16 protein-coding genes are annotated in these 12,805 nt (G+C 63.2%); 10 read left to right on the top strand and 6 right to left on the bottom strand.

From position 1 onward, the window contains the following. Positions 1-114 precede the first annotated feature (114 nt). Positions 115-414, top strand: a complete 300-nt coding sequence (gene rpsT / locus AC1DZ5_RS20125; protein ID WP_305644320.1) for a 30S ribosomal protein S20 — start codon at positions 115-117, stop codon at positions 412-414. 120 nt (positions 415-534) lie between these two features. On the opposite strand, the gene AC1DZ5_RS20120 is transcribed toward rpsT, so the two are convergent. Continuing rightward, positions 535-846: a DUF3579 domain-containing protein gene (locus tag AC1DZ5_RS20120; protein ID WP_310338169.1), complete on the bottom strand. Its 312-nt coding sequence runs from the start codon at positions 844-846 to the stop codon at positions 535-537. 242 nt (positions 847-1,088) lie between these two features. Between AC1DZ5_RS20120 and AC1DZ5_RS20115 the strand changes: the two genes are divergently transcribed. The 7 genes from AC1DZ5_RS20115 to AC1DZ5_RS20085 all read left to right on the top strand — a co-directional run bounded on the left by AC1DZ5_RS20115 (position 1,089) and on the right by AC1DZ5_RS20085 (position 6,030). Next, complete coding sequence (locus AC1DZ5_RS20115) at positions 1,089-2,306, top strand: acetylornithine/succinylornithine family transaminase (RefSeq protein ID WP_477892353.1); 1,218 nt, start codon at positions 1,089-1,091, stop codon at positions 2,304-2,306. Beyond that, positions 2,303-3,268 (top strand): ornithine carbamoyltransferase, encoded by a 966-nt coding sequence (argF, locus tag AC1DZ5_RS20110; protein WP_477892351.1) that lies wholly within the window; start codon positions 2,303-2,305, stop codon positions 3,266-3,268. The genes AC1DZ5_RS20115 and argF overlap by 4 nt, the downstream gene beginning before the upstream one ends. Before the next feature lie 88 nt (positions 3,269-3,356). Then, positions 3,357-3,497 (top strand): hypothetical protein, encoded by a 141-nt coding sequence (locus AC1DZ5_RS20105; RefSeq protein ID WP_477892349.1) that lies wholly within the window; start codon positions 3,357-3,359, stop codon positions 3,495-3,497. A 157-nt stretch (positions 3,498-3,654) separates the two neighbouring features. Next, positions 3,655-4,158 carry a BON domain-containing protein gene (locus AC1DZ5_RS20100; RefSeq protein ID WP_477892347.1) on the top strand — a complete coding sequence of 168 codons (504 nt, stop codon included), beginning with the start codon at positions 3,655-3,657 and terminating at the stop codon, positions 4,156-4,158. 87 nt (positions 4,159-4,245) lie between these two features. Then, positions 4,246-4,863, top strand: a complete 618-nt coding sequence (locus AC1DZ5_RS20095) for a LysE family translocator (protein ID WP_477892344.1) — start codon at positions 4,246-4,248, stop codon at positions 4,861-4,863. A gap of 23 nt (positions 4,864-4,886) precedes the next feature. Continuing rightward, a complete protein-coding gene (locus AC1DZ5_RS20090; protein WP_477892342.1) occupies positions 4,887-5,720 on the top strand; it encodes a helix-turn-helix transcriptional regulator in 834 nt (277 codons plus the stop codon). After that, the gene (locus tag AC1DZ5_RS20085) at positions 5,713-6,030 is read left to right on the top strand and encodes a YkgJ family cysteine cluster protein (protein ID WP_477892340.1); all 318 of its coding nucleotides are present in this window, start codon (positions 5,713-5,715) and stop codon (positions 6,028-6,030) included. Before AC1DZ5_RS20090 ends, AC1DZ5_RS20085 begins: the two co-directional genes overlap by 8 nt. Here the strand turns inward: AC1DZ5_RS20085 and AC1DZ5_RS20080 are convergent. Continuing rightward, complete coding sequence (locus AC1DZ5_RS20080; RefSeq protein ID WP_477892338.1) at positions 6,027-6,518, bottom strand: hypothetical protein; 492 nt, start codon at positions 6,516-6,518, stop codon at positions 6,027-6,029. The two genes, AC1DZ5_RS20085 and AC1DZ5_RS20080, sit on opposite strands and share 4 nt — an antisense overlap. Positions 6,519-6,635: 117 nt before the next feature. Between AC1DZ5_RS20080 and kynU the strand changes: the two genes are divergently transcribed. Beyond that, on the top strand, positions 6,636-7,934 hold the full coding sequence (gene kynU / locus AC1DZ5_RS20075; protein WP_477892336.1) for a kynureninase: 1,299 nt from the start codon (positions 6,636-6,638) through the stop codon (positions 7,932-7,934). A 1-nt stretch (position 7,935) separates the two neighbouring features. Next, the gene (gene kynA, locus AC1DZ5_RS20070; protein WP_477892334.1) at positions 7,936-8,829 is read left to right on the top strand and encodes a tryptophan 2,3-dioxygenase; all 894 of its coding nucleotides are present in this window, start codon (positions 7,936-7,938) and stop codon (positions 8,827-8,829) included. Between the two features lie 16 nt (positions 8,830-8,845). Here kynA and AC1DZ5_RS20065 read toward each other — a convergent pair whose 3' ends face one another. The 4 genes from AC1DZ5_RS20065 to AC1DZ5_RS20050 form a co-directional block, all read right to left on the bottom strand. After that, positions 8,846-10,225, bottom strand: a complete 1,380-nt coding sequence (locus tag AC1DZ5_RS20065) for a hypothetical protein (protein ID WP_477892332.1) — start codon at positions 10,223-10,225, stop codon at positions 8,846-8,848. Between the two features lie 162 nt (positions 10,226-10,387). Then, on the bottom strand, positions 10,388-10,825 hold the full coding sequence (locus AC1DZ5_RS20060; protein ID WP_477892330.1) for a nuclear transport factor 2 family protein: 438 nt from the start codon (positions 10,823-10,825) through the stop codon (positions 10,388-10,390). Continuing rightward, complete coding sequence (locus tag AC1DZ5_RS20055) at positions 10,822-11,547, bottom strand: alpha/beta fold hydrolase (RefSeq protein ID WP_477892328.1); 726 nt, start codon at positions 11,545-11,547, stop codon at positions 10,822-10,824. Before AC1DZ5_RS20055 ends, AC1DZ5_RS20060 begins: the two co-directional genes overlap by 4 nt. Positions 11,548-11,549: 2 nt before the next feature. Beyond that, positions 11,550-12,722: an ABC transporter substrate-binding protein gene (locus AC1DZ5_RS20050; protein WP_477892326.1), complete on the bottom strand. Its 1,173-nt coding sequence runs from the start codon at positions 12,720-12,722 to the stop codon at positions 11,550-11,552. Positions 12,723-12,805: the final 83 nt, after the last annotated feature.

Below are 12,805 nucleotides of genomic sequence, written 5' to 3'. Positions count from 1 at the left end.
CCACCCCCACCGCTGCAAAAACCGCAGCCCCGGGACTGGTTTGGCCGGGAAAGGCGTTGCTGGTACAATCGTGGGCTTTGCTGACAACATCCTCAGACACAAGGAATATTTACTATGGCATCTGGAAAACCCAAGAAAAAGAACCCGCGCCTGGCGTCGGGCCGTAAACGCGTCCGCCAGGACGTCAAAATCAACGCAGCGAACACTTCCCTGCGCTCCAAATACCGCACTGCGGTGAAGAACGTGGAAAAAGCAGTGGTGGCTGGTGACAAGACCAAAGCCGCTGAACTGTTTGCCAAGATGCAAGCTGTTGTCGACACCGTCGCCGACAAGGGCATCTTCCACAAAAACAAAGCAGCCCGCGACAAGAGCCGTTTGGCTACCAAGGTGAAAGCCTTGGCCCTCGCAGCCTAACTCGTTAGGCAATCGCACGAATCCTGCTGGTCAGGATTCGCCGTTTGTAGTGGGTGCGCTGTCAGCAAAGCAGAAAAGCCGTTCAATTGAACGGCTTTTTTGTTTCTGGGTGTTTTTCGCTCAGCGCGCGGGAATTTCGGGGCGGGTTTCGCTGACCTGCAGCTCGTTGTCACGCGCGAAATTCAGGCAAAAGTCCCAGGCCATCACGTCGTAGTCGCGCAGGTCGCGGTGCACGATGACGCACTTGGTCTGCCCAAACGAGGTGGGCACGCACCAGGGGGAGTACCCTAAATGGCTGCCCGGCTGGGGACCGCCGGGGCGGAACTGGCTCATCACCCCGGCCAGTCGCTCTGCCCAATCGCTGGGGCGAAACGTCTTGCCTTGCAAGGTCAATCCCAGGATGTAGAGTTCTTTGGAAGGAGTGGAAGCCATCGGGTACAGGGTTAGTGCGGCTGGATGCGCACACGTCTTGGATGCGTGCTGCGCCGCACAAGAATTCTACCCGCTCCGCTGTCATGAAGATGACATCCGGGTTACCAAACAGCGCATCACTGTGATGTGCATTTGTCACCAAACGGCCACGAGGCCTGCGCCTAAAATCAGGCTTCAACGGCCCAACCTGCCTTTGTTCATGTTGGGCCGCCTTGTTTTCTAGCCAACCCCGGAGTTATTGCATGACCGCCGCTCTCGCCACCACGCCGTCCTCACCCCACGTGATGAACACCTATGGCCGACTGCCCATCGCCCTGAGCCATGGCCAAGGCTGCCGCGTGTGGGATACCAACGGCCGCGAATACCTGGACGCGCTGGGCGGCATTGCCGTCAACACCCTGGGCCACAACCACCCCCAGCTGGTGCCCGCGCTGCAAGACCAGCTGACCAAGCTGATCCACACCTCCAACTACTACCACGTGCCCTTGCAGGAAGAACTGGCCAAGCTGCTGGTCGAGCGCTCGGGCATGACCAATGTGTTCTTCTGCTCTACCGGGCTGGAGGCCAACGAGGCCGCGCTAAAGCTGGCGCGCAAGTTCGGGCACGACAAGGGCATTGAACGCCCCGAGATCGTGGTCTATGAAAAAGCCTTCCACGGCCGCAGCATTGCCACCCTGAGCGCCACGGCCAACCCCAAGGTACAAGCCGGTTTTGGCCCGCTGGTGGAAGGCTTCATTCGCGTAGGTATCAACAACATCGAGCAACTCAAAGCCGCCACCGAAGGCAACCCCAATGTGGTGGCCGTGTTCTTTGAAGCCATCCAGGGCGAAGGCGGCATCAATTCCATGCACATGGACTACCTGCGCGAGGTGCGCGCGCTGTGCGACCAGCGCGACTGGCTGCTGATGATTGACGAAGTGCAATGCGGCATGGGTCGCACCGGCAAGTGGTTTGCTCACCAGTGGGCTGGCATCAAGCCCGATGTGATGCCACTGGCCAAGGGCCTGGGCTCTGGCGTGCCAGTGGGCGCCGTGGTGGTAGGCCCCAAGGCCGCCACCATCTTCCAACCCGGCAACCACGGCTCCACCTTTGGTGGCAACCCGCTGTCCATGCGCGCCGGGGTAGAAACCATCCGCATCATGGAAGCGCAAGGCCTGCTGGCCAATGCCGAGAAGGTGGGCGAACACCTGAAGGCCGCGCTAAAGACCGCGCTGGCTGCCGACATTGCCAACGGCGGCGTCAAAGAAATTCGCGGCCAAGGCCTGATGCTGGGCATCGACCTGGCCAAGCCCTGCGGTGCACTGGCGCAGCGCGCGCTGGACGCGGGCTTGCTACTCAGCGTGACCGCCGACACCGTGGTGCGCCTGGTGCCGCCGCTGATCCTGACCACGGCCGAAGCCGACCAGATCGTGGCCATCCTGGCGCCGCTGATTTCTGCGCTGCTGAAGGAGGCGGCATGAACCCCGTAGTCCCCAGCACCCTGCCGCAGGGTGCGCCGCCCGTGCGGCACTACCTGCAGTTTGCCGATTTCAAGACCGAGGAATACCACTACCTGCTGGCGCGTGCCGCGCTGATCAAGAAGAAGTTCAAGAACTTCGAGAAGCACCACCCGCTGGTGGACCGCACGCTGGCCATGATTTTCGAGAAAGCCTCCACGCGCACCCGCGTGAGCTTTGAGGCCGGCATGTACCAACTGGGCGGCAGCGTGGTGCACCTGACCACGGGCGACAGCCAACTGGGCCGCTCCGAACCCATTGAAGACAGCGCCAAGGTCATCAGCCGCATGACCGACATCGTGATGATCCGCACTTACGAGCAGGCCAAACTGGAAAGCTTTGCCGCCAACTCGCGCGTGCCCGTCATCAACGGCCTGACCAATGAATTTCACCCCTGCCAGATCCTGGCGGACATCTTCACCTACATCGAGCACCGTGGCCCCATCGAAGGCAAAACGGTGGCCTGGGTGGGAGATGGCAACAACATGGCCAACACTTGGCTGCAGGCCGCCGCGCTGCTGGGCTTTCACCTGCGCGTAAGCACCCCCAGCGGCTATGAAGTGAATGAAAAAACGGCCGCTGCCCCCCGCCAAATGGGCGCGGGCAGCTACAAAACCTATAGCAACCCGATGGAAGCCTGCGCCGGAGCCGATCTGGTCACCACCGATGTGTGGACCAGCATGGGCTTTGAGGCCGAGAACGAAGTCCGCCGCAAGGCCTTCGCCGCCTGGTGCGTAGACCGCAAGATGATGGCCGTGGCCGCGCCCAACGCCCTGTTCATGCACTGCCTGCCCGCCCACCGCGGCGAAGAGGTGGAAGCCGAAGTGATTGACGGCCCGCAAAGCGTGGTCTGGGACGAGGCCGAGAACCGCATGCACGTACAAAAAGCGCTCATGGAATACCTGCTGCTGGGTCAGCAGGCCTGAGCACACGGCAGGCCCACACGGGCCTTGCCACATAACGATTTATTGAGGAGCTATCACTATGGCAGGCGTTTTTGGCAAAGATCCCAACATGCAAAAGGCCGGCGGCCGCAAAGAGCTGGACCGGGTTATGGGCGAGCGCGTGCGCGCAAAGAAGGAAGCCGCCGCCAGGTTTCTGCAAAAGAATCCGGCCACAACTCCCCCAAAAACGGCTCTCACGCCGAAAAAATGACCCTTGCAGCGCTGCTACGGCCAATTTAATCGCCGTTTGTATGCAGTCGCACGGACGCACCTCTTCGAACGCGGCATTCTGAAGGTCCATTGCACGCAAAGGCTATTTATTCAGCTCTTGGCGTGTGGTTTCAACCTTTCCTTCGAAAGAGAGTTTTATGCCTACATCTACAGGTTCCACATCCTCCTTTGGCCTGCTGCGTCCCGCAATGGCCGCTGCCGCGCTCCTGGCTTGCTCCTTGGCTGTGCAAGCTGCTGATCCACTTGCCCCCGCCGTGGTGGCCCCTGCCACTAACGCCGTGGTCGGCGCCAAAACGATCGCCAGTGGCAAGGTGACTGCTGACGGCCAAGCCAACGTGGCTACAGATGCCAATGTCGATGGCAACGCCAATGCAGCAGCCGACGCAAAAAATGACATGAGCGCCAGCAACAGCGAAAAACCCGTCACTGACAGCTGGATCACCACGAAGGTGAAGTCCGAAATCGTGGCCAACAGCGCCACCAAGGGCCTGAAAGTCCAGGTGACCACCAAGGGTGGCGTCGTGGCACTGAAAGGCAAGCTGCCTACGCAAGAAGCCGTGGACACGGTCAAGTCGCTCGCCGTGAATGTCAAGGGCGTTCAAAGCGTAGACACCTCTGCCCTCGTGGTTGTCGGCAGCTAACGCAGGCCACGCACGCAATTTCATTCAATACAAAAACCCACTGCGCCTGAACACTCCGAACCTTGACCAACAAGGACGGAGGGCGCAATGCCTGCAGTGTGGATATCGATGGCCCTGTTTGCCCTGGCCGGGGCCATTTCACCGGGGCCGGTGAATGTGATTGCGTCCAGCCAGGGCGCACGCCATGGCTTCTGGCGCGCCCTGCCCCATGTGGCGGGCGCTAGCCTGAGTTACTGCGCCGTGGTGCTGCTCATGGGCGGTGGCATGCAGTGGCTGCTGCAAACCTGGCCCGCATTGACTACGGTCACGCAGTACGCTGGCGCCTTGTACCTGCTGTACCTGGCGTTCAAAATTGCGCGGGCACCCGTGCAAGCCCTGAACACCTCGGACACCCCCACCCAACACACGCACTGGGCACACAACGCTCTACATGGCGCGCTCACCCAAGGGCTCAACCCCAAGGCCTGGCTGGTGGCACTGTCGGGCGTGAGCCTGTTTGTGCCTGCGGGTGCCGATGCTGGCCTACGGCTCTGGTTGTTCTGCGCCATCTCAGGGCTCGTCTGTTTCGGCTCCGTGGCCTGCTGGGCCGCGCTGGGCACGCTGATCCGCCAGTGGCTGCAGCTTGCCAGCCACCAGCGCCTGTTTAACCGCGTGATGGCCGGGTGGCTGGTGCTCACGGTGCTGGACATGGTGGACCTGCTCTGAGCGTTTGGATTTACCATTCCGGCATGCCTGCCAGCCCCCACGCCTTCACGCGCCATGCCAGCCTGCCGCACCTGGAACTGCGCACCACCACGCAGGCCAGCGACAGCTACCAGACGCATACGCACGCCGAGTACTCGCTGGGCTGTATCGATGCGGGCGAGGCGGTCTACAGCCATGGCACCCACTCGGTCCCCCTGCACCCCGGCATGACGGTGATGATGGAACCTGGCCTGGCCCACGCCTGCAACCCCAGCCCGCAGCAGCCCTGGTCGTACCGCATGCTGTACGTGGACGCGCAATGGGTGCACCAGAGCTTTCTGCCGTTTGACGCGCTGGCCGTGCCCCGGAAATTGGCGCTGGCGCGCCACCACAGCGACGATGCCAGCCTCTTCCAGACGCTGACCGAACTGCTGGACAGCCTGATTGGTGCGCCCGATCCATTGCAGGTGGACGAACAATTGCTCCTTTTTCTAGAGCAGTATGTGCTTATTCCACGGGGGCTAGAGCCAGAAAGATCTTCAAACCACCAGGGGCTGGCCCGCGTGCGTGACCTGCTGCATACGCGCGTGGAGCAGCCACTGGCCCTGGCCGAACTGGCACGCGCCAGCGGGCTCGACGGCTTCGCGTTGATCCGCAAGTTCAAGCAGGCCTATGGCCAGACGCCACACGCCTACCAGATCGACCTGCGGCTCAACCTGGCCAAGCAACTGCTCAAACAGGGCGCGACCCTGGCGGACGTGGCCCACCAGTTGGGCTTTGCCGACCAGGCGCACTTTCAGCGCCAGTTCAAACAACGACACGCCACCACGCCCAAGAACTACCAGGGCGACCTTCGTGCCGCCCCGTCCCATGGCTGAGTCGGCCTGTACGTCGTGCGGCGCTTGCTGCGCCTGTTTCCGCGTGGAGTTTTCGGTCTACGAGATGGACTTCGCAGGTGGCACCGTGCCCACCGAATTGGCCGATGAGGTCAACGGCAACACCTGGCGCATGCAGGGCACCGGCACCGTGCCCATCCGCTGCACCGCACTCACCGGCACCGTGGGTGAACAGGTGGGCTGCAGCATCTACCCGTTGCGGCCCGCCCCCTGCCACGCACTGGTGGAAGGCAGCGATGGCTGCAAGCGGGCACGTGCCAAGCTGGGACTGCCCGCGCTTGAAGCGCTTTAGCGCATCAGGTCTTCAATCGCATCCACCACCATGCTCGTGCCGATGGCGATCAGCAGGATGTCATTCGCCACGCGCACATATTTGTAGCCCGCAGGCGGCATGCCTATCTTCACGATGACTTGGTTGGGCACGGGGTAGAAGACCACATCCCTGGGCAGTGGCTGACCCCGCGACCACTTCTTGGCCTGGCCCGGGGGCATGCAGCCGTTGTTCTTTTTGGCGAGACCGGGCGGGCAGAAGCCCTTGGCCTTTTGACCGCCGTAGTAGTCCTGCGCGGCGCGGCGCTGGTCGTCACCAAAGTAGCCGCCCACGCGAATTTCTACCGTAGCGCCCTGCTCTTGCCGATGCTCTTCTTCACCGTGTTTGTTCTTGCCCTTGCCGGCCCAATCAGGCTTGCCCGCTTGGGCCGCAGACGCCAGAACAACGCCCGCCAGCAACAGCGTGGTAGCGCGGGCCAAAGAGGTGAGGGATTGAAAGGGACTGTGCATAAGGGCTCCTTGTAATTCGGGACGGAAAGCCCGATTGTGCACATGTTGGAAATAACCGACACCACGCCCCAAAACGCGGTGTTACCTTTGCACCGCTTCACGAATTTGAGGACCGAAATGAGCACTTCCACCACTTTGCAAGACTGCCAGGCACTGGACGCCGCCGATGTGCTGCGCCCGCTGCGCGAGCAGTTTGATATCCCCGCCGGGGTGATTTACCTGGACGGCAACTCACTGGGCGTCATGCCCAAAACCGCCGCCGCACGCGCCGCCGAAGTCGTCACCCAGGAATGGGGCCAGGGCCTGATCCGCTCCTGGAACACGGCCGGCTGGTTCAGCCTGCCGCAGCGCCTGGGCAACCGCATTGCCCCGTTGATTGGTGCGGACGCCGATGAAGTGGTGGCCACCGACACCACCTCCATCAACCTGTTCAAGGTGCTGTCCGCCGCGCTGTCGATTGCCGCGCAGGACGCGCCCCAGCGCAAGCTCATCGTGAGCGAGCGCAGCAACTTCCCGACCGACCTGTACATCGCCGAAGGCCTGTGCAAGGAGCGCGGCTACACACTCAAGCTGGTGGAGCCCGAAGAGATTGCCGACGCGCTCACCGCTGACGTGGCCGTGCTGATGCTCACCCACGTGAACTACCGCACCGGCGCCATGCACGACATGACCGCAGTGACCGCCGCGGCCCACGCCGCCGGCGCGCTCATGGTGTGGGACCTGGCGCACAGCGCGGGCGCCGTGCCTGTGACGCTCAAGGCGTCGAACGCCGACTTCTCCATTGGCTGCGGCTACAAATACCTGAACGGCGGCCCCGGCGCGCCGGCCTTTGTATGGGTGCACCCCAAGCATGCGGACCGCTTCTGGCAGCCGCTGTCTGGCTGGTGGGGCCACGCGGCACCGTTCGCCTTCACGCCCGACTACCAGCCCGCCCCTGGCATCACGCGCTATCTCTGCGGCACCCAGCCCATCGTGAGCATGTCACTGCTGAGCTGTGGCCTGGAAGGTTTTGAGGCCGCCGACACGCTGGGCGGCATGGCCGCGCTGCGCACCAAGTCGCTGGCGCTAACGGACCTATTTATCCAACTGGTAGAAGAACGCTGCCAGGGCTTTGGCCTGGGCCTGGCAACCCCCCGTGCCCATGCGCAACGCGGCTCGCAGGTCTGCCTGACGCGTGAGCACGCCGTGGGTGGCTCCGGTGCTTTTGCCATCGTGCAGGCGCTGATTGCGCGCGGCGTGATTGGCGACTTCCGCGCGGGCGACGGTGGCATCCACAAAGACATCCTGCGCTTTGGCTTCACGCCGCTGTACATCGGGTTTGAAGATGTGTGGAACGCGGTGGAGCACCTGCGCCAGGTACTGGAGACTGGTGAATGGCAGAAGCCCGAGTTCAACCAAAAACACGCGGTGACCTGAGATGAGCGAACCCACCTCTGGCTGCCCCATGCACGGGGCTACACCCAACTCGGCACCGTCCGCCGGCGAATCCATCGTGGCCGACGAAAAGGCCCAACTCGACTTCAGCCAAAGCATGAGCTATGGCGACTACCTGCAGATCGACACCATCCTGTCGGCACAAAAGCCTCTCTCGCCCGCGCACGACGAGCTGCTCTTCATCATCCAGCACCAAACCAGCGAGCTGTGGATGAAACTGATGCTGCACGAGCTGACCGCCGCCATTGCGCACATTGCGCAGGACGACCTGCCGCCTGCGTTCAAGATGCTGGCGCGCGTGAGCAAGATCATGGAGCAGTTGGTGCACGCCTGGGACGTGCTGGCCACCATGACGCCGCCCGAGTACAGCGCCATGCGGCCCTACCTGGGCGCCAGCAGCGGCTTTCAGAGTTTTCAGTACCGCTGCATCGAGTTCTCGCTGGGCAACAAGAATGCCGCCATGCTCAAGCCCCACGCCCATGCACCCGAGCGCCTGGCGCTGGTGCAGGCGGCGTACGCAGCGCCCTCGCTGTATGACGAAGCCCTGAAACTGATGGCGCGCCGCGGCATTGCCGTGCCCGCCAGCCATTTGCAGCGCGACTGGACCCAGCCCTATGTGGCCGACGCGGGTGTGGAAGCAGCCTGGCTACAGGTCTACCGCGCCCCCCGCGAACACTGGGACCTGTACCAACTGGCCGAAGAACTGACCGACCTGGAAGACGCCTTCCGCCTTTGGCGCTTCCGCCATGTGACCACGGTGGAGCGCGTGATCGGCTTCAAGCGCGGCACCGGCGGCACCGGCGGCGTGAGCTACCTGCGCAAGATGCTGGACGTGGTGTTGTTCCCCGAGATCTGGTCGCTGCGCACGGCGCTCTGATGCGGGGGCCGGCCTGTCAGAACGACAGGTCTTTCCTGCCCTCACCCTTGGCGTTCACATTGACCGAGGCCACGGCGCTCAGGGCGGGGTCGGCAAACACGGCATCGAGCGCCTGCTTGTCCCACTCGCCCTGGGACTTGTACTGGGTGGTGTAGCGAATGGTCAGCGGGCTGCCGGGGTCCACCCAATATTTGACGAGCATGGCGCTCTGGTTGCCGTACTGGTAGGCCACATTGGCACGGCCCTGGCGGGCGATCAGGGTGGCAATCTGCGTGTTCCACTCTGCTACCACCTCATCACTGACGCCTTGCGGCTTGACCGTACCCAGAAAGGCCTCGGCCGCCAACACCGGGAAGTTGGCAGAGCTGGTGCGCAAGCACAGGCCCACCGTTTTCTTGAGGATGAACTGCCGCGAGATGCCCCCCATCTGATAGACGGCCTGTTGCACCGCCGCAGGTGGCGGTTCGAAGGTGTGAATGTTGTTGGCAAACTCAGGAATGCAGTTGAGCAAGACCGCCTTGAAGTTGTCCGGGCGCACCTCCACCAGATCAAATTTTTTCTGAATCTGGAGATTGCCCACAGGAACCACGTCTGAGAAGGCAGACATCGCGCGGTTGTCGATCTCAACCGGCTTGCCACCATTCACAGCACCCGGAAACGGCGTTGGCAGATCCAGCGTCGCGGCATTGTTGTCCACAGTCGCCATCAGACTCAAACCGGTCGCGTGCACCCAGGGCTTCATGTGGCTGGCATACGCGGGGTCAAACAAGTTGCCCTCCTGGCGCACAAAGAACGCGCCCTCGATGTTATGGCCGCGAAAACGGCTTGCCGCCACGCTCACCATCAGGGCGTTGTCGGGCAAGGTGAAGGCCTCCGATGACATGGGGGACAACACGACGCGCATCCAGGCGTTGTCGTTCACACCGGCATCGGCCACATATTTCTTGAAGTTGGAGATGCCAAAGCTAACGGCGCAGCCCTGTACGCCGGCAGACCCCGAGGTCGGCCGCTCGGCCAGGGTATCCACCCACTTGTTTTTGTCCACACTGGGGTTGCAGGGCTTGTTGCCCAGGCTGAGGTTGGTCAACCGCCCGGTAATGGACACCACCATCAGCGGCACCATGCTGCCGGGCTGCGCGTTTTTCAGTGTCAGGTCATAGCGGGGCACCGAGCCCGCAGGCTCCTTGCTCTGGCTGCTGACCAGGGGAATGTCCCTGACGGTACGCCCGGCCACCACCCATTGCCCTGGCGGCAGGGGGTAGGGCTTGCTGAACACGCCCAGACCAATGCCTCCTTGCACCGTGGCGCCGACTTCCAGTTGTTCGTAATGGGTTTGCGCCTGCGCGGCCTGCGCCAACAGCAAAACGATGAGCCCCAGACCCTGCGTGATTTTCATGTGCAACCATCCCTGAATGCCGCCAAAACCGGCGAAGCTGGGGCACTGTACCGCACCGGATGACCGCGCCCGGCGCACGGCAGGAAAAAACGTAAGAAAAGTGCCTCTATCCCTCGTGGAATATGCGCGAGCAGCTATTGATTCAGTAGCAGATAAGACCAGTCAATCCCGGCAAAGGATGAACTGGGCCTGGCGGCTGCGAATGCGCCAGCCCTCGGTGGTGTGCGCCAGGGTGTCCACCAACTCGCCCACCTGCGTGAGGGCATCTGCCGCCCGGCCCTTGGGGGTCTGCGGCGTGCTGTGCCGGCCCGTCCACAGCAGCACCTTGCTGCGCACCAGGGCGGCACCCGCGGCCAGGTCCACCTTCACCTGCTGGTTGCACAGCAGGTGCTGGGTCAGGCGGTCCGGGTCACGCGTGGCATAGGCACCTGCAATGGCGGCGCGCCCCTGCAACAGGCTGCCATCGGGCCGCACCAGCAGCCCATCGGGCATGAAGAGGGCCGCAAAGCCGGCTGCATCGCCGCTGTCCACAGCCTCCACGCCTTGCAGCACCAAAGCACGGCACGCGGCTTCGGCGGCCAGCAGTTCCAGGCTGCTCATACCGGCGTGCCCGCAAGCCAGCGTGCCAGGCCCTGGGCCACCGCGGCGGGGCGCTCCATGGGCGCCATGTGGCCCGCGTCGGCCACCACGCCAAGCACCGCATGCGGCGCCAGCGCCTGCATGTCCGCGTGCTGTGTGGGGGGCGACCAGCTGTCCTGCGCGCCACACTGCAGCAGCGTGGGCACAGCCAGTTTGTGCAACACGTCGCTGGCATCGGGCCGCGCCAGCAAGGCTTCTATCTGCGCGGCAAACACATCGGCGTTTTTGCGCGCAAACATGGCCACCACGGCTTCGATCAGCGCCGCGTCACGCAGCCGGTCGGGGTGCACCATGCCCTGCACCCAGGTCTGGGCCATGGCACGCACGCCCTGGGTGCGCGCCACCTCCAGCAGCGCGTGGCGTTTGGCTGCCTCTTGCGCGCCCGCCTCACCCGCTGCGCGCGGCAGGTGGCCGGTGTTCATCAGCGCTACATGGCTCACGCGCTGTGGCGCCTGGCGCAGCACCTCCATGGCCACACGCCCGCCCATGGAGTGGCCAGCCAGTGCAAACCGTTCGGCTGGTGCATGCTGCAGCACCAGCGCGGCCATGGCGCCCAGGCTGTTGGCCAGGCCGTAGTCGGCCACCCACGGCGTGGTGCCTGCAGGCAGGTGCGGGTACAGCGGCTCCCACACACCGGCGTCGCACATCAGGCCGGGCAGCAAAACGAGTGTCGACACGCCCATGATTATTTGCCCGCCTTGGCCGGGTCTTTCACGGCGGTGAAGGTTTGCACCTCGGTATTCCAGAGCTGGCCACCCACCTTCTCCACCTTGCGCACATAGATGTTGTGCACCACGTCACGCGTCTGCGGGTCGATGGTGACCGGGCCACGTGGGCTCTCAAAACTCTGGCCTTTCATGGCTTGCAGCAGTGTTTCGCCCGTGCCACCTTGCGTGGCCTTGGCAGCCTCGTAGATCACGCGCATGCCGTCATAGGCGCCCACGGCCATGAAGTTGGGCCGCAGGCCACCATTGGCCTTGCCAAAGGCTTCCACAAACCGTTTGTTGAGCGCCGAGTTGTGCGCGGCCGAGTAGTGGTGCGCCGTCACCACGCCCAATGCCACATCACCCATGCCATCCAAAATGTCATCGTCCGTCACGCTGCCTTCGGCAATCACGCGGATGCCAGCTTTGTCCATGCCGCGCTCGGCAAACTGCTTCATGAGCGCCGTGCCCACACCCGCTGGCACAAAGGTAAAGAGGGCGTCGGGTTTGGCGTCACGCACCTTCTGCAAAAACGGCGCAAAGTCCGGGCTGCGCAGCGGCACCCGCAGCGACTCCACCACCACGCCGCCCTGCGCCACAAAACGCTGGTTGAACCAGGTCTCGGAGTCCACGCCCGGGGCGTAGTCGGTCACCAGCGTCACCACCTTGCGGATGTCGTTTTTGATGGCCCAGTCCGCCAGAATGGTGACCACCTGCGGCACCGTAAAACTGCTGCGCACGATGTAGGGCGAGGCCTCGGTAATGCTGGAGGTGGCCGCAGCCATCACCACCATGGGCGTTTTGGACTGGGTGGCAATGGTGGCGCTCGCCATGGCCAGCGGCGTGAGGCCAAAACCGGCCAGCACGTTCACCTTGTCGTTCACCACCAGCTCCTGCGCCAGGCGCTTGCTCACGTCGGCCACGCCGGTATCGTCTTTCACAATCAGCTGGACCTTCTTGCCGCTTACGGTGTCGCCGTTCTGGGCGATGTAGAGGCGTGCCGCACTCTCCAGCTGCTTGCCGGTGGAGGCAAACGGCCCGCTCAGCGGCAGTAGCAGGCCGATCTTGAAAGTGTTGTCCTGCGCCCAAGCCATGCCCAGACTGGCGGCCAGCGCGGTGACCGCGGCGGCGCGGATGAAGTTTCGTTTTTGCATGGGCTTGTCTCCGGTTTTTAGTGTCCGGCACCAGTGTGCAATTCCCGCGCAGCAGCGTCCAATGCAAAGACCTTCTTACCTAT

It is taken from the genome of Rhodoferax sp. P1_F3, assembly GCF_056405715.1.
Note: the sequence above shows the minus strand (reverse complement) of the source record. Positions and strands in the feature narration are given on the sequence as shown.